This window comes from Dehalobacter sp. MCB1, assembly GCF_003590275.1.
In the GTDB taxonomy this organism is placed as follows: Bacteria; Bacillota; Desulfitobacteriia; order Desulfitobacteriales; family Syntrophobotulaceae; genus Dehalobacter.
The window spans coordinates 73,513-100,394 of sequence record NZ_LXPC01000010.1 but is presented as its reverse complement, the minus strand read 5'-3'; the positions used below and the strand labels follow the sequence as shown (position 1 = coordinate 100,394).

Below are 26,882 nucleotides of genomic sequence, written 5' to 3'. Positions count from 1 at the left end.
GAAATAAATATGCTCTTGTTCTTTACAATCTATTCTTTTTGGGCTGGATGCTGGAATCGGGATTTGCCTGGATCGTCCATAGAAAATTTATCAATAGAGGCTTTTTAGCCGGATTCTTTTGCCCGCTTTATGGTTTCAGCGCTGTTTTAGTTCTTCTTTCTTCTGAATGGGCGAATTTTGTCTTTGAAAACTCACCATCCGCAGTACTGATCAGTATTTTGATGGCTGTCCTGCTCGTTACCGAATTGGAATATCTGACAGGGTTTCTTCTGGAAAAAATATTTCACTGCAAATGGTGGGACTACAGCAACAAAACTGCCAATTTAAAGGGGTATATTTGTCTCGAATATTCTGTACTCTGGGGTTTGCTGGCTTTTGTGCTGCTCCGGTATGTTCATCCGGTCATTTCTGCATGGGTACTCTTGATACCGGCAGAAGTCAAGGCGTGTCTGGTCATTGCACTTGTTATCTACTTCTTTACGGATACGGCAAAATCTATCGTTGATGCGCTGAACCTCAGGGAAGTCATTTTGAATTATGCCAACATCCCGGTAATCAAGTATCGAGAAAATGTATTGAAATACAAACGGTTTTTCCTGGCTTTTCCACGCTTGATGGTTTTGAATGCGGGTATTATTAACCGCGATGTAAGGAGCATTCTGAATGAAAGGCTTAACAAAATTAAGATCGAACTTAAAAACAAGTTCCAGTGGTTTTGAAGAATACCGGGACTGTATTCAGGAATTGATTATTAATGAAAAACTGTATGTCATGGAGAAGTATATTCATCATAATCAAAGTACCTGTCTAGAACACAGCTTTTCCGTGTCCTACACTAGTTTTATTCTTTGTCGTACACTCGGGCTCGACTTTCGGTCTGCGGCGCGGGGTGGACTCCTGCACGACTTTTTTCTGTATGACTGGCATACGACGAAACCGGAAAAGGGGTTGCATGGATTTACCCATCCTTCAGCTGCCCTGGAGAATGCCGGAAGGTATTTTATTTTGAATGATGTGGAAAAGGACATTATTATCAAACATATGTGGCCCTTAACTGTGAAAACGCCGCGCTACATAGAATCGTTTATCGTCGCCTTCGCAGATAAATACTGTACACTGTATGAAATTGTTGTTCCAAAATCAGCGATAACAAGTAAGGGTCGTTTAAAAACGCTGATGATTAACAACCATAATTAGAGAGAAAAATGAAAGATTTATTTTTTTCTGGGGATGCTATATTCATATGCAAATACCCAAACAAAAATGTGCGAATTAACATTTTAAAGCAGGAATATGTTCATTCACACGGAATATATATGTTTAAATAAACATTTGGAGGATGAGAACTATGGCGGTAAAAGTAGCAATCAATGGTTTTGGTAGAATCGGAAGGCTTTGTATGAGAGCTTTTCTTGAATCTTCAGGGGATTTGGAAGTCGTTGCAGTGAATGATCTTGGCAAAGCAGATATGCTGGCGCATTTGCTGAAATACGATTCTACCCACGGTACACTGCCTTACGATGTTATCGTCGAAGATGGTGTGATGAAGGTCAAAGGAAGCACCATCAAACTTTTGGCTGAAAAGAACCCGGAAGAGCTGCCCTGGAAAGAACTTGGCGTCGATGTCGTGATTGAATCAACCGGAAGATTTGTGGACAGGGAAGGCGCTGGTAAACACCTGAAAGCAGGGGCTAAAAAGGTTGTAATTTCTGCACCCGGTAAAGATGAAGATATCACGATTGTGATGGGTGTCAATGATGATCAATATGATCCTGCCAAACATCATATTATTTCCAATGCTTCCTGTACCACCAATTGTCTGGCTCCTGTTGCAAAAGTGATTATGAAAGAATTTGGCATCGAGCAGGGAATGATGACAACAACGCACTCCGTGACCAATGACCAGAGAATTTTAGACTTTGAGCATTCCGACTGGCGCAGAGCCAGAGCTGCATTCCAGTCAATGATCCCGACAACTACAGGAGCGGCCAAAGCCGTGGCCCTTGTTTTGCCAGAACTCAAAGGAAAGCTGAACGGTCTAGCAGTAAGAGTCCCGACACCGAATGTGTCTTTGGTCGATTTTGTTGTGAATGTCAGCAAAACAACGACGAAGGAAGAAGTTAATGCCAAACTTAAACAAGCTGCAGAAGGTGAACTTAAAGGAATTCTTTCCTATAACGAATTGCCCCTTGTTTCGAGCGATTATAACGGTAATAACGCCAGTTCAATTGTTGACGGACTGTCTACAATGGTTATCGGGGATAAGATGGTCAAAGTCCTGGCCTGGTATGACAATGAATCCGGCTATTCCAACAGGGTTATCGATGTGATCAAGATGATGGCTGCTCGCGGCTTCTAATATTTATATTCTTGATTGATTCGCTAGATAAGTAGCCATATCTTGAGCTAGTCTCCATAATGGATAGCCGCTTTCGGCTATTGTGCCTTCCATGGCACAAATAGCCGCGCTTCGCATCCATGCTCCGCTTGGCACCGGCCATCCATTACGGAGACCTAGTCTGGAGTTTTTGAATGTTTTCTTTGAAGTTTAAGTAAAGGAGTTCAAGTAGTTAGTTTGGAAACATCGTGCTAGCCAAATTCAGCGAGAGAGGGCAAAAATATGCGAAGAACCAAGATCATTTGTACGATCGGTCCCGCCAGTGAGCATCCGGATAAGATCAGGCAGCTGATTCAGTCCGGCATGAATGTTGCCAGACTGAATTTTTCTCACGGCAGCCATGAGGAACATGGGAAAACCATTGCGAACCTCAGGGCTGCTGCAGAGCAAGCCGGTGTTAATCTTGGAATCTTGCTGGATACCAAAGGTCCGGAAATTCGTACGGGTTTGGTTTCTGAGCAGGGGATTCAGCTGGAAAAAGGGAACGTATTTATTCTTGATCAGGATGAAAGCCTTGGTTCTACAGCAAGGGTCTTTGTGAGCTATCCGGATCTCTGGACCCAGGTTGTGCCCGGAAATCATATTCTGCTGAGTGACGGGCTGCTTGACCTGGAAGTCACCTCAGCTGCAAATGGACAAATCACGACGGTCGTCAGGAACGGGGGCCTGCTGAAATCCCAAAAAGGAGTCAATGTTCCTGGTGTCAGTATTTGTCTGCCTGCGCTCACGTCAAAAGATATCAACGATATTCAGTTCGGTTTGCGTAACGGGATTGATTTTATCGCAGCTTCCTTTGCCCGCAAGGCTTCGGATATCCTGGAAGTGCGGAAAATCGTCGAGGAAGCGAATGCTGCAGTAAAGATTATCGCTAAGATCGAAAGTCACGAAGGTATCAGTAACATCGATAGTATTTTGGAAGTTGCCGATGGCATTATGGTAGCCCGGGGAGACCTTGGTGTGGAAATCCCGGTGGAAGAAGTTCCAATTTATCAAAAAGAGATTATTTGCAAATGCAATGCCTTGGGCAAAACAGTCATCGTAGCGACGCAGATGCTGGAATCGATGACGCATCAGCCGCGTCCGACCAGAGCAGAAGCAAGTGATGTTGCGAATGCAATTTTAGACGGTACAGATGCGATCATGCTCTCTGGTGAGACTGCAGCCGGCGAATTTCCGGTCGAAGCAGTGCAGACGATGGATAAAATAGCGCGCAAGGCCGAAGGGATATTCTTTAAGACCAGTTCCCCGTTGGAAAAAGGTCGCAATATTGTGGAAGCGATCGGTCATGCCAGCTATACGATAGCAACGGATCTGAATGCGGCCGCGATCATTACCCCGACCCAGTCCGGGAAAACAGCCAGGATGATTTCCCGTTACCGGCCCAAGTCACTGATCATCGCGACAACGCCTTATTCCGAAGTAGCGAGAAGCTTGGCCCTCAGCTGGGGTGTTCATACCATCATTGTCCCGGAAAGTACAGGAACGGATCAACTGCTATCGGTTGCCGTCACAAGATCATTGGATCAGAAATTAATTCAAACCGGCGATGTTGTTGTGCTGACTGCGGGTGTCCCGGTCGGCAAAGTTGGCACGACCAATCTAATCAAGGTCCAGGTCGTCGGAAATGTGCTGACAAGAGGAACCGGGATTGGACGAAGAGCGTATTCGGGGAAAGCAAGCAAAGTTAGCGATCCGGAAAAATTCAGCCAAGGAGATATTTTTATAGCACCTTTTACAGATGTAGAGCAGCTTCCGGTTATAGTGAAAGCCGGTGCACTTGTGGTTGAACACGGAGGACTGACCTCACATACTGCCATCGTCGCTTTGGAGTATGGGATTCCGGCAATCGTCGGAGCGGATGATGCTGTACAGAAGATCCAGGAAGGTGTTTTAATTACAGTAGACGCCTTGTCTGGTGTTATCTATGAGGGTTCTGTTGCAATACTGTAAAGAAAAGAATTGACCTGACAGATCTAGTATCTGTTAAACTTAAATTAACGTTAACGTGGCAATAGCATAAAATCCATATGTAAAGCTGGAGGTGGGTAGTTGACAGCAGGCAGACAGGAAAAAATCAGATATTTGCTCCAAAAACACGGACATTTAACGGTAGCGGAACTGGCTGTTGAGTTTAACGTTTCCGAAATGACCATACGCCGTGATCTTAAACAACTCGCTTTGATGGGCTTGATTCAGCGGGAACACGGCAAAGCCATTTATCCTCAAAACCCTCAAATTAAGAATACCGTTTTTGCTACTCGGCTCGGCGAAGCCCAAAGTGAAAAGCTTAACATTGGCCGTGCAGCCGCTGATCTGATTAATGAAGGAGAATCCGTGATTCTGGATTCCGGAACAACGACGCTTGCGATTGCGCTTGCCCTTGATATAAAATGCACGGTTGTAACGAATTCCCTTGCCGTTGCCGAAATTCTCGGTATGCGTGAAGATATCACGACCGTCTTAACAGGCGGGGAAGTGCAAAGCACGACCTACTCGCTGCTGGGTCCGATGACCAGGGAGAACCTGGATGGTTTCTACGCGGACAAACTTTTTCTATCGGCAACCGGCATCAGCACGGAAAAAGGCCTTTCAACATCAAGCATGATTGAATCCGAAGTTAAACAGGCCATGATCACTTCGGCCAGAGAAATTATTCTTGTTGCTCACAGCGCGAAACTTGGTCATATTCTCTACCATACGTTTGCCAAATGGGAAAAAGTAAATAAATTTATCACCGATGCCGGAGCTTCCCCGGAGCAAATTAAAAAAATTGAACAATATGGTGTAAAAGTCATGATTACTTCCCCTTGAGTATTGTTCTCATATTATGCCATATGTACTCATGGATGATCCTCCCGTATGATCTGGTTAATCTTACTCATTACATATCCTATCAGAAAAATTTTAAAAACAGTAATATAAAAATGATTGCCCATCACAGTCATTTTTTTATAAGCGCAGAAGGGAACTTGTCCTTCGTTGTAGAAAAATATATAGCAAGTTCAGAATTCGGGAGGAAATTAATGAATCAGCCACAATTCTTTGCAGGTCAAAAACTTAATTTTACGACAAACTCCGAATTGTATCACGATATCTATACCGCAGAAATAAAAAATGTATTCCCTGACCGCTTGGAATTGGCAATCACATTGCATAAAGGTTATCTGCTGCTAATCCCGATTGGTACCGTGATACGCTGGCTGGTTCCCGATCCGAGAATCGTCCTTGCATCCGAAGTGATTTCCCGGCAGCCAGCTCAGCAGAGCTGGTGCGTTACGATTCCAACTATCCAGAGACAGCAAAAAAAGTCCAGAGTTATTGCAATCGGCAGTGGTAAGGGCGGAGTTGGCAAAACTTCACTCACCATCAATTTGAGTATGGCTTTAAGCCAACTTGGTAAAAAAGTCATTATCCTTGATGCCGATATTGGGATGGCCAATGTCGAATTACTGCTGAAATTGAACAATCCGCTGAACCTTACTCATGTCCTGAAAGGTGAGTGTACCTTAAAGGACACTCTGACTCCCGGCCCAGGAGGAATTAAGCTTCTGCCGGGTTCAAGCGGCATTTCGTCCTTAACAAATCTAAGCCCTATTCAGTTTAACCGCATCATATCTGGATTTGCAGATTTGGAAGGTGAATGTGATATCTTTCTGATCGACACCGGAGCAGGTATTTCGGAAGTCGTACTTAAATTTTTGGAGGCGGCGGATGACCTAGTGCTGATTACAACCACAGAACCGCACGCGATGATGGATACATATGGACTGACCAAAGCGCTGGCGTACCGCAATTCGAATATCCGTCCTTATCTGGTGATTAATCGCTGTGAAGATGAAGCCGAAGCGATAAAATGCTGTGAAACATTTAAGAAAGCTTCGTCCAAGTATCTCAAGCTGCAGCCGGAACTGATTGGCTGGATTTACGATGATAAAAAAGTCACAAAATCCTTAAAGAGTCAAAACCCCTTATTTTTATCTCAGCCTAATTCTGAATATGCAGGTCAGGTCCTCAGCATTGCCAAAACCCTTCTTGGGAAAAGAGTAACCCATGAACGGTCCACCGGAATCCTATCCTTTATCAATAAAATTAAAAGAAATTTTGCCTAGAAAATAAGGAAATTTTCAAGGAATGAATGCGTAGGTCAACGAATTGGAAAATTTCTGTATTTTCTTAAGGCTTAATTAATGGTATCATATAGCAGAGTACGAATGACAAGCCAAGGGGGGCGAGAATGATTAGTAGAAAGATAAATAAAAATTATCTGGACAAAGTCAGACAAAAATTAAAAAAAGCGAATACTGCAGAGGCTTTGGCTAAGCAAGCGAAAAGAATAAAATTTGGCGTCGTAAACTTAGCAAATAAAATCGAATATAAAGAAATTTTTTCGAAGACAGCAGCAAAGATTAAAAATATTTCCTGGAAATCTCCAAAAACGATCGGGATCACCGTGCTGGCTTTGGCAGTGATTTTCAGTAGTTGTTTTTATTTTAGCTCGACAACTCCGGCAGTAGGTATTGTTGTAAACGGCAAAAACATTGGTTATGCAGCAAGTAAATCTGAGGCTAAACAACTGGTTCAAGAGGTTCTTACCCAGCAGGGGAGTACAGCTGGAACCGTTGCTCAGACCAGCGATACCATAGAATATAAAAGTCTAAGATTAAAGAATGAAGATTATACCGGGCCGGTGTCTAAAGATGTTTTGGCAAGTGCCATTAAGCCGTATGTCAATGGCTATGGGTTACAGGTGAATGGCAAAGTCGTGGTTGTTTTAGCCAGTGAACAAGACATCAATACTTTGTTGAAAAAGTATGAGGATTATCAGACGAAGCCTTCGAAAAATAATACTGTTTCTTCAGTCAAAATTGTTGAACCGGTCTCCAAAATTGCATCAAAGGTTCACCCGGGTGAAGTCAAGACAATTGATGCTGCTTTGGAAATCTTGGTTAAAGGCGATGTAGCAGAAACCATTTATACCATTCAAGAAGATGATTCTTTATGGCTGATTGCCCGTAAGAACAATATGCTGACGGATGAAGTAATTGCTGCTAACCCGGGATTTACTGAAGACTCAATCATTCAGCCAGGACAGAAAATCAAGCTTGTTCAAACAAAGCCTTACCTTACAGTACGAAGTGAAGGTACGAAAGTAGTCAGTGAGGTTGTTCCGTTTGATGTGGTTTCCAAGACGGACAGAAGTCTCAGCTATGGCAAGAGTATCATTAAGCAGGCGGGTAAAGATGGTGAAAAGGCCGTTACATATTCGTATGTTGAGGAAAATGGTAAAATGATCGAAAAACAGGTTATTAAGGAAGAAGTCCTCAGTAAACCTGTAAATCAGATTGTTGCCAAAGGACCTGGCCGCTCAATTGTCTATGTGGGGACATCCCGCGGATCCGGCAGTATTTCCGGTTTAAGCTGGCCCATCAGTGGAGGCATTACCTCCTATTATGGTTCTCGTCATGGAAGCTTCCATACTGGAATCGACATTGATGGAGTTACCGGCCAGCCCTATTATGCAGCTGCTTCCGGTACAGTGGTTGAAGCCCGCTGGGATGGCGGGTATGGATACTGTATCGTTATCGACCATGGTAATGGTGTTTCCACACGGTATGGTCATTCTTCCAAACTACTTGTGGGTGTCGGAGAAACTGTTTCCAAGGGCCAACATATTGGCAATGTAGGCTCAACCGGTAATTCGACAGGATCACACCTGCATTTTGAAGTAATCATTAACGGCAGTACTGTAAATCCTTTGAACTATCTCTAAAAACAGGAATGGAATAGCGCTTGGACAAGCGCTATTTTTTTTTAAACTGTCTAAGTCTATCGGAAAGATGTACAGTACATCTTTCCGATAGATCTAAGTGTAACCTAAGTTTCCCAAAAAACTTGACAAACAGGATGTAATTGGTAGGATTATTTATAGTATCATTTTTTGGATGGAGTGATAGCATGCCATTTCAGATCGTAGTAGACAGCGCTTCAGATATCCCAAGAGATTTAGCTGAAAAAATTGGGATTGTTGTTGTCCCAATGCCGGTAAATATTGATGGGGTTACCTATGCAGAAGGAATCGATATTTTTCCGGACAAATTCTATGCTGACTTCAAAAACTATAAAGAACTCCCGAAGACTTCGCAGCCTAATTTGAATCTCTTAAAAGATGCCTACGAAAAAGTATTAGCTGAAGGTAAAGAAGTCATTGCCATACACCTGTCTTCCGGCTTAAGTTCAACTTGTCAAACGGCAGTGATGGTGCGGGAAATGTGCAGCGCTCCGGAAAAAATACATATCATCGACAGTCTTGGTGCATCTTTGGGATTCGGGCTGCAGGCCATACTTACGTCAGAAATACTGTTGCATACCGATATCTGGCAGGAGATTGAACCCCAAATCATGGAGATTAGAAATAAAATGCGGTACATTTTTACCATTGATACGCTGGAATACCTTGTCAAAGGCGGAAGATTAAGCAAAACAGCCGGATTTGTTGCCGGACTTCTGGATGTTAAACCAATTTTGCACATGAATGTGGAAGGGAAAATTGATGTATTCAACAAAGTCAGATCCAGAAAAGCTGCGATCCGCAAGCTCATCGAAATCATGAAAAATGAAATCGTCGAAGCAGAAAAGCAAGTAATCGGGATTTCTCATTCGGCGTGTATGGAAGAAGCCGAAGCCCTGGCTGAAGAAATTAAAAATGCACTGCCTGTCAAAGACGTGATTATTAGTGATATTGGTTGTGTTGTAGGCAGTCATGTCGGACCGGGAACGCTGGCACTTTACTACCAGTCCGTTTCGAAAATGTAATAAACCGGGTAGGTCTGAAGGCCACAATACACAGCGGAACTGTGGCCTTCAGACTGATCATAAGTTTTTAAGTAAGTCTTCATAGCAACAGTTTTTATCTGCATAAATATTATAGCTTTCAAGCAGAGGATTGATTGAATACATGTCGAACAAAATGAATAAGAAAGTGTGTACGATTTCGTATGGCTGTCAAATGTCCGAGCGGGATGCCGAGACCTTGACGGCCATTTCGGAAAAAAACGGGTACGAGCGTACAAAGAACCCTGAACAGGCCGATTTGGTTATCATTAATACCTGCTGTGTCAGAGAAAGCGCCGAAAATAAAATTATTGGCAAAATCGGTCAATTGAAAAAACTGAAAGAAAAAAAACCGCAGCTCAAGATTGCGGTTGCCGGATGCATGATTCAACAGCCCGGCCTGCTGGAAAAACTCCAAAAAAGAGCCCCTCATGTCGATATCTGGACAGGGACCTTTGATCATCATCAATTTGAAGGTTTGCTGAAAACAGCGGATCGGGGCGGAAGAGCCTCGCTTGTTTCCGAGGCGGCCTGTGAAACTACTGAGGTTGTTCCTTTGGCTGAAAAAGGAAAGCTTCGGACCAATGTCAACATTATGTATGGCTGTGACAATTATTGTGCCTATTGCATTGTTCCTTATGTCAGGGGAAGAGAACGCAGCCGGCCGATGGACGTCATTCTGGACGAAATCAGGGCACTTGTCGAGAATGGCTGCCGTGATGTGACCTTGCTCGGTCAGAATGTCAATTCCTACGGGAAAAAAGACGGTTTTGCGTATGATTTTTCCGATTTACTGACTGAAATTGATCAAATTGAAGGGCTTTACCGAATCCGGTTTATGACCTCTCATCCGAAAGATTTCAGTGATAAGTTGATTGAGACGGTAGCCCGCGGTGAGCATATCTGTGAGCACTTCCATCTGCCGTTCCAAGCCGGAAGCAATCAAGTGCTGACGGCAATGAACAGAGGGTATACCAGGGAATATTACCTGGAAAGAATTGCGCGTATTCTGGAAATTGTACCCGAGGCCCGATTGACAACCGATATTATTGTTGGGTTTCCCGGAGAAACGGAAGAAGATTTCGAACTGACGCTTGATCTTGTCAATACAATGCCTTTCAACCAGGCTTTTACCTTTATGTTTTCCAAACGATCCGGGACGGCGGGGGCGTTGCTTCCGGATCAGGTTCCGCTCGATATCAAGAAAAACCGTCTGCAGAGACTGATGTCGCTTCAAAATTCTCAGAGTCTGAACTGGCGCCAGAAAATGATTGGCAACCGCTATGGAATTCTAGTGGAAGGACCCAGTAAGTCGGATCCTAAATATTTAACAGGCCGTACCAGAGGAAATGAGATCGTTGTATTTGAAGGCAGGGAGGACTTGGTTGGTTCGCTCGTTTCGGTTATAATCAGATCTGCAAATTCCTGGACGCTTTTTGGGGAGCTAAGTGAGCCATGAATACACCCATGCTGCAGCAATATCAAGAGATAAAGAACAGGGTACCGGATACAATCCTGTTTTTCAGGCTTGGCGATTTTTATGAAATGTTTGGCCAGGATGCCGAGACCGCTGCTCCGGTTCTGGAAATCGTGCTAACGGCGCGAGACGCAGGCAAGGGCCAGAAAATACCCATGTGCGGAGTTCCGCATCATGCCGTGGATGGTTATCTTCTGAAATTGGTCACTGCCGGATTTAAAGTTGCCATTTGTGAACAAATGGAAGATCCTCAAGCCAGTAAAGGAATTGTCAAAAGAGACATTGTCCGGATTGTGACGCCGGGTACGCTGGACAGTATCAGCTCGGAAACAAAGAATAACTTTCTGGCGTGTGTATATAAGGAGAAAACGTGGGCGCTCGCTTATCTCGACATCACAACCGGTGATTTTCGGATCATGGAGACGCCTTCCATTCAGATACTGCAGGCGGAATTAAACCGTATTGCACCTTCCGAACTTATCCTGTCCAAGGACATTGCGATGCTGCCCAAACTATTTACGGATTATTATCTGACAGCGATCGAAAAAAATTTGTTCCAGAGGACGGCTGAACTTAGTGAAAGATTTAAGAAGCAGGCAGAGCTTTTGCAGCAAATGCCGGTTGCCTGCAAAGCTGCCGCCGGACTCTGGCAGTATATCAGTCAAAATATTCCTAACTCGGGACAGGAACATATTCTGCGCATTTCGGTGAGCCAAAGCAGCACGACAATGGTTCTCGATAAATGGACCAGAAGGAATCTTGAACTTGTCGAATCACTGCGAACCAGCGATGAGAAAGGGACTTTATTTTCTACCTTGAATTTAACCAAAACGGCCTTTGGAGCCAGACTGCTCAGAAACTGGGTGCAGCAACCCTTACGCGATCCTGAAAGCATTAATGAACGACTGGCTTCCGTCGAAGAGTTAACGCTGAATACTTTTTTACGCCAAGATATACAAAAAGCTTTGACAACAGTGTATGACCTGGAAAGACTGCTTGGAAAACTGTCCCTAGGCAAAGCAAGTCCCCGGGATCTGCTGGCGTTGGGCAGCACGTTATCCTGCCTGCCTAAGGTCAGGGATTGCATCACTGACAACGGTTCTCAAAAATTGGCTAAATACCTGCCGTCCTTGGCAGGACTTGATGACCTTGCACAGGAACTGCTTGCGGCCATAAATCCTGAAGCACCATACTCTCCGAAGGACGGGAATATTATTCAGAACGGCTATTCAGCAGAAATTGACAGTTTAAGGGCGATATCTTCCGGCGGCAAAGAATGGATTGCCCGCCTCGAAAACCAGGAAAGAGAACGTACCAAAATCCGTTCGTTGAAGATCGGCTTCAATAAGAACTTTGGGTACTTTATCGAAATTACCAATGCGAATGCTCATTTGATTCCGGATGATTATCAGCGAAAACAGACGCTGGTTAATGCCGAGCGATTCATCACCCCGGAATTAAAGGAATACGAGCAGCGCGTTCTGACTGCGCAGGACAAACTCAGTGATCTCGAATATCAGCTGTTTTCTATACTTCGGGACAAGGTTCTGGCTTGTTCGCTGCTGATCATTAACGCTGCCCAGTCGCTGGCTGAAATCGATGTTTTTGTCTCGTTGGCCGGAACAGCCATTCAGAACAACTATGTCAAACCGGAAATACGCTCCGATGGGATCATTCATATTGTTGAGGGACGGCATCCGGTTGTGGAAAGAATCTGTGATACGTTTGTTCCGAATGATACTTATCTTACCCGTAATAAGCACCTTGCTCTGATTACCGGCCCCAATATGGCCGGGAAATCGACCTATATGCGCCAGGTAGCCCTGATCGTTTTAATGGCCCAGATCGGTAGCTTCGTGCCTGCCCAGAAGGCCGCCATTTCGATTGCCGACTGTATTTTTACCCGGGTAGGAGCCGCCGATAATCTGGCGGCAGGGCAAAGCACATTTATGGTCGAAATGAACGAAGTTGCCCATATCCTCAAAAATGCCACGGCGGACAGTCTGATCATTCTGGACGAAGTCGGCAGGGGAACAGCCACGTTTGACGGTCTCAGTCTAGCCTGGGCCATTGCCGAGTACCTGGTTGAAAACCCTGACATTAAAGCCAAAACGTTATTTGCGACGCATTACCACGAGCTAACCGAATTGGAAGAACGTTATCCTGAAGTTTTTAATCTGCATGTAGCTGTTAGGGAACAAGGGGACGACGTTATTTTCCTGCATAAAATACTTCCCGGCAAAGCTGACCGGAGTTATGGCCTTCATGTGGCGAAGATTGCCGGCCTTCCGCCTCATCTCTTAAAAAGGGCGGCCATCATTCTCGGTGAACTCGAAAATTCCCCGACCCAGCGCAAGATAGTAAAAGCTGTTGATGCCAATATGCTGCAGCCGTCACTGTTCGATAACCAGATCACGCATCCGATATTCAAGGAGCTTGAAGAACTCGATCTGGACAATCTTGCGCCGCGTCAGGCGATGGACTACTTGTATGATCTTATTAGCCGTGTTAAGGCGACGAAGATTATTTAATGGCATTTCTTGTGTGTTATTGTGTGATATCTTAATGAGGCCTTTCTGCATTCTTATGTTGTGGTCTTTTCGAAAACGAAAAACCTTTGTATGTGGCCAGTCTGGGTGCCACAATACCGCTTTCGGCTATTGCGCCCTCCGTGGCGCAAAAAGCCGCGCTGCGCACTCCATGCTCCGCTTGTCGCGGAACTGTGGCACCCAGACTGATCATAAGGCTGTTCGGGTAGTTTTACTTGCCAAAATGTGTCTCGATTAGTCGGAGCTTTGAAGGCTAGAGGTTTTAGAATATGGTATGCTCCTATAAACCTTTATTGGATTACCTGAACTGGTATCAAAGTTAACCAAGGTTCTTGCTAATTTTGCTCCAACCTTAGGAGTGATTCCTGGTTACGAATCACCAAAATTTAGATTTTTGCAAGGTAGAGGAGAGATAACTATTGGGCATAATGGCCCTGCAACAACATTATGGGAGTTTTTAATTCATGCTGAAGACTCTCGATATCCAATCTATTTAGATGGAAGCCTGTACTCTAAAGAAGATTTATTACTTACCGCAGCTCAGTTGCTTTCTCATATTCCACATGAAGTGAGGCGTTGGGTTGGAGAAGAAGGAAGACAGAAAATATGGTATATGTGCTTACAAGCAGGACTTGATCCTGGCATATAAAGCTTAAAATGATACGTAACTTGATAATAATATTGTCTGCGTAATCAGTAATAGTGTTAGCGGAGCACGATGCGGAGCGCGGCTTTTTGCGCCACGGAGGGCGCAATAGCCGAAAACGTTACTGATTGCGCAGACCAACCCCATACAAAAATGATTTGAGCAATAACAAAACTGCTTACACAAACATGACCCAAACAATGATTTAATTTGATATGAACAAACTACATTTAAAAAAAGGAGGAGATAACATGGCCAGCCTTATTGGCATCGATGTGGGCGGAACGTTTACCGATGCTGTCATGATCACGAATGGCGTGATCGAGCGTAAGGGTAAAATTCCGACCAATCAGGATGACATTCTGAATACACTTATCAGCGCCCTGGATTATCTCCAAATTTCCAAGGCTAAGAACATCGAAACCATTACCGTCAGTACGACGCTTGTAACAAATGCGATTATGCAAAAACACCTTCCTGAGGTTGAACTGATCCTTTTCCCGGGGACCGGGATGAAGCTCTCCTCATTGCCTTGGCCGGTGGACTACAGTGTCTTAACCGGTGTTTTGGATTATCGGGGAAGGGTCGTTGTGCCAGCGGATCAATCAGAGTGGCAGACGCTTGCTGAAAAATTGAATCAACAATCCGTTAAGCCGCTTACGGCCATTGTCAGCAAATTCTCCCATCGCAACAATGTCTTTGAGGAGCAGCTGGCAGCCTATTTGCATAGAGAGGTACCCGGAATTACGACAGCTCTGGGAAACCAGTCCGGAAAATCCAATTTCTACCGTAGAACGCTGACGACCTATCTCAACCTGGCCGCAACAGAATTGTTTCAGAACTTTGCTTATCAGTTGAAAATGGCGGTTGAGGCAAGGGGATGCCGGGCGCCGATTCGGGTACTAAAGGCGGATGGTGGGGTCTTGCCGCTGGCAAAGATCAGACCGGTTGAGTCGATTTACTCCGGACCAGCGGCAAGTGTACTTGGAACGCTCGCCCAGAGCAATCCGGAGGAATCCTATGTCGTTGTTGATATCGGCGGAACCACGACCGATATAGGGCTCGTACTATCCGGATCTCCGTTAATCAGCACCCACGGTGCGCAGATCGGACCCTTCCTGACAAATGTCCGTTCCCTGGCTGTACGTTCAGCCTCTATTGGAGGGGATTCAGCTGTCTGTCTGGATCAGGGAGAGATTATGCTGGCCGACTACCGCTTAGGTCCTGCCTACTGCATAGGAGGAATCAGCCCGACACCTACGGATGCGCTGCGCTACCTGAATCTGACGGATTACGGTGATCTGCAGCGGGCTGAAGAAGCACTTGGCATGCTCCTGCCCGAGAACCAAAGAACAGCATCTGATCTGCGCCGGACAGCAGAAATCATCGTTGAGAAAATGGTTGAAAAAATTGCCCGGGCCATTCAGCAGCTGCTAGAAGAATGGAAAACCGAGCCGGCCTATAAGGTCTGGGAAGTCCTCCATCATCATGATGATTTTAAATTCTATATCCAACTCAGCGGAGGAGGAGCACCGGGGCTTGAGGCAGCACTCGAGAACAGGATGAAGATGAGAACGGTTTTGACTAAATTCTCGGAAGTCTCCAATGCGATCGGAGCAGCGATGGCTAAACCAACCTTTTCCTGGACGCTCCACCTGGATACGAAGTTCTCCATTTACAGGATAGAGGAAACCGGGGAGCAAGGTATTTGGACCGGACCAAAAAAACCCCATCGGGAAGTAGAAAATTTTTTAAAAGAATTAGCGCAAAAACAGGCAGCCGGTCTTGGAATAGAAACAGACGACTTGGAGAAAGAGATCTTTGATTATTTCCCGCTGGTTGAGAATTATCATACGGTTGGTCAGATTGTCAAAGGTGCGATGCATGTTCCGCCGGGAGTCATTGGGAGGATACAGTCATGAACAAGACAGGAATTATCTTTTTTCCGGCTTTTGACTGGTCTCTTGGGGAATTCCATCCTGAACGGGAAGAACGCTTGCTTTACACCCAGGAACAGATCTTTGAAGAAGGGATCATGGATCTTCCCCAGGTCAGACAATACTCTCCCGGGGTGGCGGATCTCTTTGATGTTTTACGAACCCAGGCGATTTTTCCGGATTTCCAACAGCATAATCTCGATGCCCATCTGATAGCTGTTGGCAGTTCGCTGGTTCTGGGCAACGCGCTGATGAAAAAAGAAATCACGAACGGCTTTGCGCTGGTACGCCCGCCAGGCCATCATTCTGGAGCGACAGTTTGGGGAAACAGAGGATTTTGCACCCTAAATAATGAGGCTATTCTAATTAATGTCCTCCGAGCCAAATACGGCATCAAAAAAATTGCCGTCATTGACACGGATGTTCATCACGGTGACGGGACGCAGGATATTTTTTATCATGATCCGAATGTTTTATATATATCGATCCATCAGGACGGCAGAACCATATTTCCCGGAACCGGATTTACGGAAGAAAAAGGCGGGCCGAATGCCTGGGGATCCGTGCTGAATATCCCGCTTCTGCCGGGAGTCGGCGATGAAGGTTTTCTCTATGCGCTGGAAAACTGGATTATGCCTGCAGTGGAAGTCTTTAAACCGGATCTGATCATCAATTCCGCCGGACAGGACAACCATTTCACGGATCCGTTGGCTTCGATGAATGTGACGGCCAGAGGTTATGGCAAAATCACTGAAATGATCAAGCCTGATCTTGCAGTACTGGAAGGCGGATACGCGATTGAAGGCGCACTGCCTTATATCAACATGGCTATTTTCCTGGCGCTGGCCGGAGAAGATTATTCCGGGGTGGTGGAGTCGCAGAAGCCTCAGAATACTGAAATTGGCGGTGATACGATCCGCTCTTTTCTGACCGATCTGAAAAGAACGAATGAGGCTGTCCGGCCTTCCTGGGCTTTCCGTAAAGAACCGTTTTTGCCGGCAGGTGACTGGGTATATTCCGAGAAAAGTATTTATTATGATACGGACGGATTTAAAGAGAACCGCAGGGAATACATCCGCAAATGCAGTCATTGCGGGGGGACGGTGCTGATGATATCCCAAAAACCGTCGGTTTTTCAGAAAGCGGTACTTGTCAGAATTCCGTTTGAAGCATGTCCCGATTGCGAACAAGCTGGATACGACCTGGCAGAAACTTTTCAGAAATCAGAAAAAACTGTTTTACTGCAAAATCAACTAAGAAATCAAGTCCATTTATGGACAGACGGCAGGGAAGTGAATCCATTTGGCGGCTAGAATTAAGCTCCTTGATGAGCATTGCATTAACCAGATTGCAGCCGGCGAGGTTGTGGAAAGGCCTCTTTCCGTAGTCAAAGAACTGGTCGAAAATGCCCTGGATGCCGGTGCCCGAAAAATAGATATCAGTGTAGAGGGCGGAGGTACGGCGCTAATCAGAGTGAAAGACGACGGCGCTGGAATTCTAGCTGAAGATTTGCGTCTAGCAGTTCTTCCGCATGCTACCAGTAAAATATCGGCAATTACAGACCTCGATGACCTCAGAACATTAGGCTTTCGCGGAGAAGCACTGCCGAGCATCGCTTCGGTATCCAAATTGAGTATTATGACGCGGACACCGGATGATGTTGCAGGACAGGAATTAAAAGTTGAGGGCGGCACGTTTCTTTCCATGACGGAAATCGGATGCCCGTCGGGTACAGTCGTAACTGTCAAAGACTTGTTTTATAATACACCGGCCAGACACAAGTTCCTGCGTTCAGCCGTTACGGAGTTTGGCTGGATTTCCGACATGGTTGGCAGGCTTTCCTTAGCTAGACCTGATGTTGCTTTTTCCCTGCGTCACCCGAATAGTATCTTACTGCATACGCCTGGAAACGGCAGTCTTCTCGAGGCCATAGCAGCCGTCAGTGGCAATGATGCTGCCCGTAAAATGCTGCCGATATCCTACCAGGATGAAAGCCTTGAGATTTTCGGTTATGTCAGCATGCCGGAGCATGTCAGGTCGTCACGCAGCGGTCTTACCTTTTTTGTTAACGGCAGGGTGATCCGTTCCCAGTTAATGAATCAGGCCATTAAAGACGGTTATCATACGCTGATTCCCGCCAATACCTATCCGGTATGCGTTATTTCGCTGAACCTGCCTCCTTCGGATTATGACGTGAATGTCCATCCCGCCAAACTGGAAATCAAATTTAAAGAAGAAAAAAACTTAAGCAGAAAGATTGCGGAGGTTATCCGGAAAAACCTTCTGGACAGTTTTCCAATGCGGAAATATTCCTTTACGGGAAAAACAAGGACATCGGAATCCACTCCGGCTGAATCCAGTCCATCTCACTGGGAACAACTCAAGATATTATACCGACCGCTGGAACCGAATAGGTCAGATCAAAGCTCTCCGGTGTGCGATCCTGATATACCAGTCATCCCAAAAGCTCAGTCTTTCAGAGATGTAGAGAAGATAAAAGAACATCATTACCCATACCTTAAAGAACAACTGTCTGAACCACAGTCAGACCAGACAGACTACATTTCTGACAGATTATCCGGGGGTATACTAGAAAGTGCACCTAATCAGGTTCCAGAGCGTATTTCTGATACAATTTCTGATCGTAATCCGGGGATTGCTACGAACCGCGATCTTGAGCGCATCACCGACAGTATTTCAAAGATCTTCCCGGACGAAATGACTGAAGTATCTCACACTTCGCATCAGGATAAGGAAACCGTCCCGAAATTCCTGGAACTGAAGGCTGTCGGTCAAGTCTTTCATCTGTATATTCTTGCTGCAGACGACAAGAATCTGTATATTATAGACCAGCACGCAGCCCATGAACGTATCAGATACGAAAGCCTGCTCCGGCTTGCCAAACGAAGCGAAGCGGCAAGCCAGCTCCTTTTGATTCCGGAAACGGTAGAGCTTACAGTTCAGGAGGAGCAGATCCTGCTTGCGCATTTTGACGAACTGCACGGAATGGGCTTCATTTTTGAACACTTCGGAGACAGGACGTACTTTCTGCGAGGGGTCCCGCTGTTGGAAAACCTGGAATCACCGGGGAAGATGTTCAAGGCCTTTATTGATGAAATCCTGAACACATCTTTTTCTCCATCCTTGGAGAAACTTCTGGAAGAGTGGATCATGATGCTGGCCTGCAGGTCGGCTGTCAAAGGCAAAGAGCGCCTAATGGTTCAGGAAATGGATGAAATCATACAGAAATTGGGCAGAGCAGATAATCCTTACTCCTGTCCCCACGGCCGCCCTACGATCATTCAGATATCTGAGAAAGAACTCAATCATAAGTTTGAGAGGGAATAAAAAGAATTTAATTTCCAAATAATGATCAATTAAAGTGATCAAATAAATAAGATCAATGAGGCAGACAGGAAAATAGATTGATAGGATAATAGAATGGATCAAACGGATAATGTGATCGCCTATAAACGGTCAGATGAAAAACTTAAACTGCGGCTTGAAAAACTCAGTATGCAATCCGGAATAAAAATTGTTTCGATAGATACCTTATCAGAAGCTGATGATCTTCCGATGCTTCGTTACGTTAAACAGAAGCTCTGTCTTGAAGATGATGGAGAAAGGCTCTTTTTCCATCCAAGTATGGCGTTGTTAAGGATGATCAATATCTTACGCGGCGTGCCGGATCGTTTTCTTCAGGCCGTAAATCTTGAGGCCGGGGATATTTTTCTTGATGCGACCATGGGCCTTGCATCGGATACACTAATTGCTGCGTATGCGGCAGGCGGCAAAGGCAGCGTGATTGCTGTGGAAAGCTCACCGCTGATCCATTTTTTGGTTCAGGATGGTCTAGATCAGGTCAACCACTTTAAACCTGCCAAGAAAATGTCTCAGGAAAAAACTCAGGCCTGGACAGAATTGAGCCGGGCCGCTTCCCGAATTGAAACGGTCTGGGCAGATCATACCAGGATATTGGAAGGGCTGCCGGATGCATCTGTGGATGTCGTCTATTTTGATCCAATGTTCCGTGTTACGGTTAAAGAATCTTCCTCGATCCGGCCGTTGAAGAAATGGTCCGACCCGAATCCTTTGGACAAAGGCACAATCTGGGAAGCATGCCGCGTGGCCAGAAAAAGGGTTGTGTTGAAAGAGCGAAAAGGCAGCAGTGAATTTGCCCGGCTAGGTTTTTATGTTGAAGAGAAGAATAAATACAGCCCTGTGGATTTTGGTATCATTGATTTAGCCAGGGTGGGGGAGGGTTTCCAATGAAGCCCCTGATCGTTATTATCGGACCGACAGCAGTTGGCAAGAGTGCTCTTGGCGTCGAACTGGCACTCAGGCTGAACGGAGAAATCATTTCCGGAGATTCCGTTCAGGTTTACCGGAAGCTTGATATCGGATCAGCAAAACCATCGAAGGTTGAACAGAAGGGTGTGCCGCATCATCTGATCGATCTGCTTGATCCGGCTGAACCGTTTACAGTGGCAGGATTCCAGTCTCAGGCCAGAAAGTGGATTGAGAATATTCAAGCCAAAGGGAAAATCCCGATTGTCGTTGGTGGAACGGGACTTTACATTCGTTCAATTTTAGATGAATTTGAATTTCCAGAAGAAGGATCGGACCCAATCAAGCAAAAATGGCTGGCTTATACCAATCAGCATGGCAATAAGGAGCTGCATCAAAGACTCGCGAAATGTGATCGGGCTTCTGCCGAAAAACTTCATGTGAACGATACGGCAAGAATCGTCAGGGCCCTAGAGATCTTTGAATTAACCGGTAAACCATTATCTGAACAAAGGTCATACATGGAAAAAATGTACGCTGAATTGGATGAATCAGTCATTTATTTAGGGCTGACGGCTCCAAGAGATGTGATTTATGAACGAATTAATGAACGTTGCCAGAAAATGGTAGATTGTGGTATAATCGGAGAAACTTTACGTTTACTCCAGGAGGGCTATTCACCAAGGCTAAAATCTCTTCAAACCATCGGCTACCGTCATGTCGTTTATTTTTTGAGAGGTTTGGTCACCCAAAAAGAAATGCTGCGTCTGCTTCAGAGAGATACCAGACACTTTGCCAAAAGACAATTAACCTGGTTTAGGAGGGATCCTCGAATCAAATGGTATGACGTCACAGAATGTTCGGCTCAGCAAATTCTTGACGAAATTTGCGATTCTCTTGACTTGCACAGTGATGGAAACTAAGGTAAAATTAGACAATAAGAAAAATGGTGATGGAGGTAAGAAATAAATGAATAAATCACCGATAAACTTGCAGGATGTTTTCTTGAACCAAATCCGCAAGGATAACATACCTGTTACGATCTATTTGGTCAATGGATTCCAGCTTAAAGGATTAGTCAAAGGTTTTGATAATTTTACGGTTGTTCTGGACTACGAAGGCAAACAACAAATGGTATATAAACATGCCATTTCTACCATAATGCCAATGAGACAAGTCAATTTAAATGCCTTAGTCGGGGAAGTGACTGAGTAAATTTCCTGCTGGGGCCATCATTGGACTGGGACATATAGCTGATAGATATAGCGGATAGATATCACTGAGACATAGAACTGAAAAAAATGAACAGAAATGAATGAAAAGAACGTCGTGTTATGTACCCTACATAGCACGATGTTTATTTTTCTTATTATTTATATTTTTTCCAGATTAATGATTCACCTTTTTTGCGCTGCGTTATATATATATAATGACGTTCTTATAGGGGGTGCTTCTTTTGTGTCCATTAAGATAACCTTCAGATCAAATCTTCCGCCGGTGCTCCAAACCCAGCCACTGACATCAGAGCCTGAGTTGCCGGACTATGCCGGCAGCAGTAACAAAAAGACTGAAGAAATCATCACGGAACTCGATAGTTTAATTGGCTTAGAGTCAGTAAAAAAACTGATTCATGAGCTGTATGCTTTTGTAGAAATCTGTAAACGAAGGGAAAAAGAGAAACTGAATACCGAGCCTTTAGTCTTACATACGGTTTTCAGCGGGAATCCGGGTACAGGAAAAACCACAGTGGCAAGGCTGATCGGAAGATTGTTTAAGGAAATGGGCGTCTTGCCGAAAGGACATATTATCGAATGTGAAAGAGCAGATCTTGTCGGGGAGTATGTCGGACATACAGCCAATAAGACCAGAGAATTGGTTAAAAAGGCGCTCGGCGGAATCCTGTTTATTGATGAAGCCTATTCCCTGGCAAGGGGTGGGGAAAAAGATTTTGGCAAGGAAGCAATTGATGCCTTAGTCAAAGCGATGGAAGACCATAAGGATAATCTTATCCTTATCCTTGCCGGATATAAGGTTGAAATGGATGCGTTTATAAAGACAAACCCCGGTTTGCGGTCGCGCTTTCCACTACATATCGATTTTCCGGACTACTCTCTGGATGAACTGATGTCTATTGGTGAGCAGATGTTGACAGACAGGCAATATACATTTTCTCCGCAGGCAAAAATTGTGTTCCGAAGAAACCTGCAGGATATGAATGACATGCAGCCTTATTCCGGTAATGCCCGGATGGTGCGCAATTTCGTCGAAAAAGCGATTCGCAGGCAGGCCGTCAGGCTCTACAGGCAGGCGAATCTGTCCAGGGAGGATTTAATGTGTATCAAAGAAGTGGATCTTTCTTGATCGGGGGACATTTGCCCTTTTACATATCAATGAGAACAAGATACAATATGCCTATAACCACATAAATCCGGAGGAATAAAATGGAAAATGAAAATCAATTAAGATTATTATTTTTAGACCGATTTTTGACGCTTTGGATCTTTATTGCAATGGCTATTGGTGTCTTCGGAGGTTATCTGTTCCCCAACCTTGCCGTATCGTTGGGTGAGTTCAGCACGGGTACGATTTCCTGGCCGATTGCCATCGGGCTGATCGTAATGATGTACCCTCCGCTGGCCAAGGTAAAATATGAAGAGATCGGCAAAGTCGTACAAAATAAAAAGGTCTTCAGCTTTTCACTGCTTCAGAACTGGATTATCGGACCTGTTTTGATGTTTGTGCTGGCTATCGTGTTTTTGAGAGATATGCCAGGTTATGCTATTGGTTTGATCATCATCGGTTTAGCCCGATGTATTGCCATGGTCATTGTCTGGAATACGCTCGCGAAGGGTGATAACGAGTATTGTGCCGCACTCGTGGCCCTGAACTCCATATTCCAAATACTCTTGTATTCGGTCTATATCTATCTTTTTGTTACTTTAATTCCGAAATGGCTTGGCCTTTCCTGGGGCGGGCAAATCGTAGATGTTTCGATATGGGATGTTGCTAAAAGTGTTCTGATTTATTTGGGGATTCCTTTTGCAGCGGGTTTTATTACTCGTTTTACACTGATTCGAGTTAAGACAAGAGAATGGTACGAGAATGTATTTATCCCTAAAATTTCACCGTTAGCTCTGATTGCCCTGCTCTATACAATCATTATTATGTTTATGACCAAAGGGCAGGAGATTGTCACCAATCCAATGGGAGTCGTAAGAATAGCCATTCCCTTATTGATCTATTTTGCGGTTATGTTTTTTGTCAGCTTCTTTATGTCTTACAAAAGCGGCTTTCAATATGACCAGACGGTAACACTGGCTTTTACAGCAGCAAGCAATAACTTTGAACTGGCGATTGCGGTAGCTGTAGCGGTGTTCGGCATCGCCTCCGACGTAGCTTTTACAGCCGTTATTGGACCATTGGTGGAGGTGCCGGTCATGATTGGCCTGGTGAATTCAGCACTCGCCTTAAAGCGCAAATATTATGACTAGAAGGGTTGGCCACGTAGGTATAAAGGAGAGATTTAACCAAATGAAGTCTAATGTGTCTATGCCTTAATCGTCAAGTTATTTTTTTCGTATATTGAAAAGTAAGCCAATCCAATGTAGTATTTTAGAAGAACTTTACTTAATGGAGGATTGTTTTTTGTCCGATTTGAATTTATCCGCAAAAATTACAGACGCGCTGTGCTATGCTGAACAGGCTTTGACAAAACAAACCTGTATCATAAATCCAATCATTGAGAAGAACCATCGACGTGTGCTCAAAGCTTTCCAGGATGCCAGAGTCTCAGCTTATAATCTGAACGGAACAACCGGCTACGGACTAGGCGATTCCGGGAGAGAAAAACTTGACATGGTCACTGCATCCATTATGGGCACCGAAAAAGCTATCATCAGGCACCAGTTTGTATCAGGTACCCATGCGATTGCCTCAGCGCTCTTTGGTGTTCTCCGGCCCGGAGATCATTTTATTTCTGTTACCGGGATGCCGTATGATACGCTTCAGCAGGTGATCGGAATTAAAAACAACATTTCCGGCAGCCTGGCTGATTGGGGTGTGTCCTTTGATATCCTGCCTTTGGATGCTGATAGTCAGATTCAAATGAAAAAACTGGCTGCGATGGTAACTCCGCAAACGAAGCTGTTTATCATCCAGCGTTCCAAGGGTTATGAATGGAGAAACTCTGTTTCCATTGCCCAGATCAGTGAATTTGTTGGCTATGCCAAAACGCATTTTCCGGAAATCGATATCTTCGTCGATAATTGCTACGGCGAGCTTGTTGAGGATCAGGAACCCGGACATGTGGGGGTAGACCTGCTGGCAGGATCACTAATCAAGAATCTCGGAGGCACGCTGGCCCCGACAGGCGGCTACATTGCCGGCAGAGAAGATTTGGTCACGAAAGCCGCGGCCAGGTTTACCGCACCTGGCATCAATGCCGATGTGGGAGCAACCCTCGATAATCTTCGACTCATGTACCAGGGATTGTACTTCAGCCCGCTGACGGTCAGTGAAGCGATCAAAGCCGCCGTTTTTTCTTCGGCCTTTTGGTCGAGACTGGGATTTGAAGTCCATCCGGGTCCGGAAGATCTGCGGACGGATATTATTCAGGCGATAAAACTGAATTCCAAAGAAAAACTGCTGGCCTTTTGCCAGGGTCTCCAGAAAGGTTCGCCGATCGATTCGCATGTTCTGCCGCTGCCTTCGGAGATGCCAGGCTATACGGACGAAGTAATCATGGCAGGAGGAACTTTCATTCAGGGAGCCACGAGCGAATTTTCTGCCGATGGTCCGATCAGAGCCCCTTATGCCGTCTATATGCAGGGCGCGATTTCTCATATCTATGTGAAGAACGCTAATATTTCAGCTGCACAAATGCTTGAACAAAATCAGCTGTTATAACGGTCTAAGCCAATAACGCGCCGGAAGCAGGGATCGTCAATATGGTAAGAATAAGACGCAATATGATAAAAAATCCATATAGCCAATTTCTTCAGGAAATCATTGAGATTATCCTGATCGTTTTTGCCTTGTCCTGGCTGCTAAAAACTTATCTGATCGGGTTTGCCCATCTTAAAGGAGCGGAAATGATGCCAACGCTTTCGCTGGACAGCCAGGTGCTGGTTGAAAAATATTTTCACCGCAGCATTGACACCTTGGACAGGGGAGATGTCATTCTCTATTCAGATAACGGTGTAGAAAGCATCAAACGAGTAATCGGCTTACCAGGCGAGAAAGTAGAAATTAAAAACGGTTATACGTATATTAATAACAAACCAATTTACGAGCCTTATGCCAATACACCAAAAACCTATACATTTTCAACGGTTGTTGTGCCGGAAGACCATGTTTTTACGTTGAATGACAATCGGGCGAGCAAGAATGATTCCCGTTCCTTCGGCAGTGTCCCGATTCAGAGCATAGAAGGCAAAGCCCTGTTCTGCTACTGGCCACTGAGCAGTGTTCAAATCCTGTAGGGCCATGTCGATCCATCATTTTAGATTGACAAGGTACTATTTTTACTTAACAAGATGTGAGGAACGAAACATATGAATAAGAATGATTAAAGGTAATTTTACCTGGAATCTATCGTAAAAAATAACCGGGGATTTAGACACGGTATGACTTGAAGGGAGTACAATCAAAATGAACAACAAAACGAAAGTGCTTGTTATCTTTGGCGGTCAATCGGGAGAACATGAAGTTTCAGTCATTTCTGCAGCTTCAGTCATCAAAGCGCTGCATGTTGACCGGTATGAGATTCAGACCATCGGGATCACCAAGGAGGGAAGCTGGTATTGGGGGGCAAGACCGGAAGCGTGGAAGGAAGCTAAAGCCGATATCACGGACGGCGCCAAACAGGTCGCAGTCGTTTTAAACCCGCAAAAACCTTACTTTCAGGCTATAGACGGAAGCAAACTGCCGGATCAGGGCAGATGTGATATTATTTTTCCGGTCATGCATGGCCCTAAAGGGGAAGACGGTGCGATTCAGGGACTTTTCGAAATGGCGGGGTTCCCCTATGTAGGTTCGGGTGTGCTGGGTTCTTCTCTCGGAATGGATAAAGACCGAATGAAGGCTGTTTTCAAAGAAGCCGGGCTGCCGATTGTGCCGCACCTTACTTTGCTTCGAAGTGAAATCAATGCTGCACCCGAAGTAGCGGTAAAGCGCATCTCAGACAGCATTGGTTTCCCATGTTTTATCAAACCAGCCAATCTTGGTTCCAGTGTTGGTATTTCCAAAGCTGAAGACGATAAGCAACTGTTGGAGGCGTTAATCTACGCAGCAAAATTTGACCGAAAGATTGTGATTGAAAAAGGTGTGAAGGCGAGGGAAGTTGAACTGAGCGTCCTTGGCAATGAAAGTGCCAAAGCCTCCATTCCCGGTGAAATCAAACCGGCCAAAGATTTTTATGATTATGAGGCTAAATACCTAGATAATAGCTCAGAACTGATCATTCCAGCCATATTGAGCCAGAAATTGATCGAACAGCTTCAGTCCTATGCAGTGACTGCCTTTGAGGCCGTCGGCGCTTCGGGGCTAAGCAGAGTTGATTTCTTCGTTACTGAAGACGAGCAAATCTTTATTAATGAAATCAATACGATGCCCGGCTTTACACAAATTTCAATGTACCCAAAACTGTGGGAAGCCAGCGGCTTAAGTTACAGCCTGCTTCTTGATGAACTGATCAGACTTGGATTCGAAAAATTCAGGGATGATGCCGACAGAAGACTTTCCTGAGCACATCTCTTAA

The 26,882-nt window shown here is 45.0% G+C and carries 22 protein-coding genes; all 22 read left to right on the top strand.

Annotated elements, in window-relative coordinates; translation table 11 throughout:
* Window positions 1–47: 47 nt before the first annotated feature.
* Complete coding sequence (locus tag A7K50_RS06795; RefSeq protein WP_119775142.1) at window positions 48–719, top strand: hypothetical protein; 672 nt, start codon at window positions 48–50, stop codon at window positions 717–719.
* Window positions 664–1,197 carry an HD domain-containing protein gene (locus A7K50_RS06790; RefSeq protein ID WP_119775140.1) on the top strand — a complete coding sequence of 178 codons (534 nt, stop codon included), beginning with the start codon at window positions 664–666 and terminating at the stop codon, window positions 1,195–1,197. The genes A7K50_RS06795 and A7K50_RS06790 overlap by 56 nt, the downstream gene beginning before the upstream one ends.
* Window positions 1,198–1,348: 151 nt before the next feature.
* Window positions 1,349–2,359 (top strand): type I glyceraldehyde-3-phosphate dehydrogenase, encoded by a 1,011-nt coding sequence (gap, locus tag A7K50_RS06785; RefSeq protein ID WP_119775138.1) that lies wholly within the window; start codon window positions 1,349–1,351, stop codon window positions 2,357–2,359.
* A gap of 261 nt (window positions 2,360–2,620) precedes the next feature.
* Complete coding sequence (pyk, locus tag A7K50_RS06780) at window positions 2,621–4,348, top strand: pyruvate kinase (protein WP_119775136.1); 1,728 nt, start codon at window positions 2,621–2,623, stop codon at window positions 4,346–4,348.
* 99 nt (window positions 4,349–4,447) lie between these two features.
* Window positions 4,448–5,209, top strand: coding sequence for a DeoR/GlpR family DNA-binding transcription regulator (locus A7K50_RS06775; protein WP_119775135.1), 762 nt, complete (start codon window positions 4,448–4,450; stop codon window positions 5,207–5,209).
* A 212-nt stretch (window positions 5,210–5,421) separates the two neighbouring features.
* A complete protein-coding gene (locus tag A7K50_RS06770) occupies window positions 5,422–6,507 on the top strand; it encodes a MinD/ParA family protein (RefSeq protein WP_020492535.1) in 1,086 nt (361 codons plus the stop codon).
* Between the two features lie 125 nt (window positions 6,508–6,632).
* On the top strand, window positions 6,633–8,168 hold the full coding sequence (locus A7K50_RS06765; RefSeq protein WP_119775133.1) for a peptidoglycan DD-metalloendopeptidase family protein: 1,536 nt from the start codon (window positions 6,633–6,635) through the stop codon (window positions 8,166–8,168).
* A 185-nt stretch (window positions 8,169–8,353) separates the two neighbouring features.
* A complete protein-coding gene (locus A7K50_RS06760) occupies window positions 8,354–9,211 on the top strand; it encodes a DegV family protein (RefSeq protein WP_119775132.1) in 858 nt (285 codons plus the stop codon).
* Between the two features lie 142 nt (window positions 9,212–9,353).
* Window positions 9,354–10,688, top strand: a complete 1,335-nt coding sequence (gene miaB, locus A7K50_RS06755) for a tRNA (N6-isopentenyl adenosine(37)-C2)-methylthiotransferase MiaB (protein WP_119775131.1) — start codon at window positions 9,354–9,356, stop codon at window positions 10,686–10,688.
* Window positions 10,685–13,237, top strand: a complete 2,553-nt coding sequence (gene mutS / locus A7K50_RS06750; RefSeq protein WP_119775130.1) for a DNA mismatch repair protein MutS — start codon at window positions 10,685–10,687, stop codon at window positions 13,235–13,237. Before miaB ends, mutS begins: the two co-directional genes overlap by 4 nt.
* A 376-nt stretch (window positions 13,238–13,613) precedes the next feature.
* On the top strand, window positions 13,614–13,904 hold the full coding sequence (locus A7K50_RS06745; protein ID WP_132102130.1) for a hypothetical protein: 291 nt from the start codon (window positions 13,614–13,616) through the stop codon (window positions 13,902–13,904).
* 248 nt (window positions 13,905–14,152) lie between these two features.
* On the top strand, window positions 14,153–15,823 hold the full coding sequence (locus A7K50_RS06740) for a hydantoinase/oxoprolinase family protein (RefSeq protein ID WP_119775128.1): 1,671 nt from the start codon (window positions 14,153–14,155) through the stop codon (window positions 15,821–15,823).
* Entirely contained in the window at window positions 15,820–17,151 is a 1,332-nt protein-coding gene (locus tag A7K50_RS06735; protein WP_119775127.1) for a histone deacetylase, read from the top strand. Before A7K50_RS06740 ends, A7K50_RS06735 begins: the two co-directional genes overlap by 4 nt.
* Window positions 17,141–19,186 (top strand): DNA mismatch repair endonuclease MutL, encoded by a 2,046-nt coding sequence (gene mutL / locus A7K50_RS06730; protein WP_119775126.1) that lies wholly within the window; start codon window positions 17,141–17,143, stop codon window positions 19,184–19,186. The genes A7K50_RS06735 and mutL overlap by 11 nt, the downstream gene beginning before the upstream one ends.
* Window positions 19,187–19,279: 93 nt before the next feature.
* A complete protein-coding gene (locus tag A7K50_RS06725; RefSeq protein ID WP_119775125.1) occupies window positions 19,280–20,110 on the top strand; it encodes a class I SAM-dependent methyltransferase in 831 nt (276 codons plus the stop codon).
* Complete coding sequence (gene miaA, locus A7K50_RS06720; RefSeq protein WP_119775124.1) at window positions 20,107–21,048, top strand: tRNA (adenosine(37)-N6)-dimethylallyltransferase MiaA; 942 nt, start codon at window positions 20,107–20,109, stop codon at window positions 21,046–21,048. Before A7K50_RS06725 ends, miaA begins: the two co-directional genes overlap by 4 nt.
* Window positions 21,049–21,094: 46 nt before the next feature.
* Window positions 21,095–21,340, top strand: coding sequence for an RNA chaperone Hfq (hfq, locus tag A7K50_RS06715; protein WP_119775123.1), 246 nt, complete (start codon window positions 21,095–21,097; stop codon window positions 21,338–21,340).
* Between the two features lie 243 nt (window positions 21,341–21,583).
* Window positions 21,584–22,486 (top strand): AAA family ATPase, encoded by a 903-nt coding sequence (locus A7K50_RS06710; protein ID WP_119775122.1) that lies wholly within the window; start codon window positions 21,584–21,586, stop codon window positions 22,484–22,486.
* 80 nt (window positions 22,487–22,566) lie between these two features.
* The gene (arsB, locus tag A7K50_RS06705; RefSeq protein WP_119775121.1) at window positions 22,567–23,616 is read left to right on the top strand and encodes an ACR3 family arsenite efflux transporter; all 1,050 of its coding nucleotides are present in this window, start codon (window positions 22,567–22,569) and stop codon (window positions 23,614–23,616) included.
* Window positions 23,617–23,755: 139 nt separating this feature from the next.
* Window positions 23,756–25,030 (top strand): methionine gamma-lyase family protein, encoded by a 1,275-nt coding sequence (locus A7K50_RS06700; protein WP_119775120.1) that lies wholly within the window; start codon window positions 23,756–23,758, stop codon window positions 25,028–25,030.
* 41 nt (window positions 25,031–25,071) lie between these two features.
* Window positions 25,072–25,605 carry a signal peptidase I gene (gene lepB, locus A7K50_RS06695; protein ID WP_119775119.1) on the top strand — a complete coding sequence of 178 codons (534 nt, stop codon included), beginning with the start codon at window positions 25,072–25,074 and terminating at the stop codon, window positions 25,603–25,605.
* A 169-nt stretch (window positions 25,606–25,774) separates the two neighbouring features.
* Window positions 25,775–26,869: a D-alanine--D-alanine ligase family protein gene (locus tag A7K50_RS06690; protein WP_119775118.1), complete on the top strand. Its 1,095-nt coding sequence runs from the start codon at window positions 25,775–25,777 to the stop codon at window positions 26,867–26,869.
* Window positions 26,870–26,882: the final 13 nt, after the last annotated feature.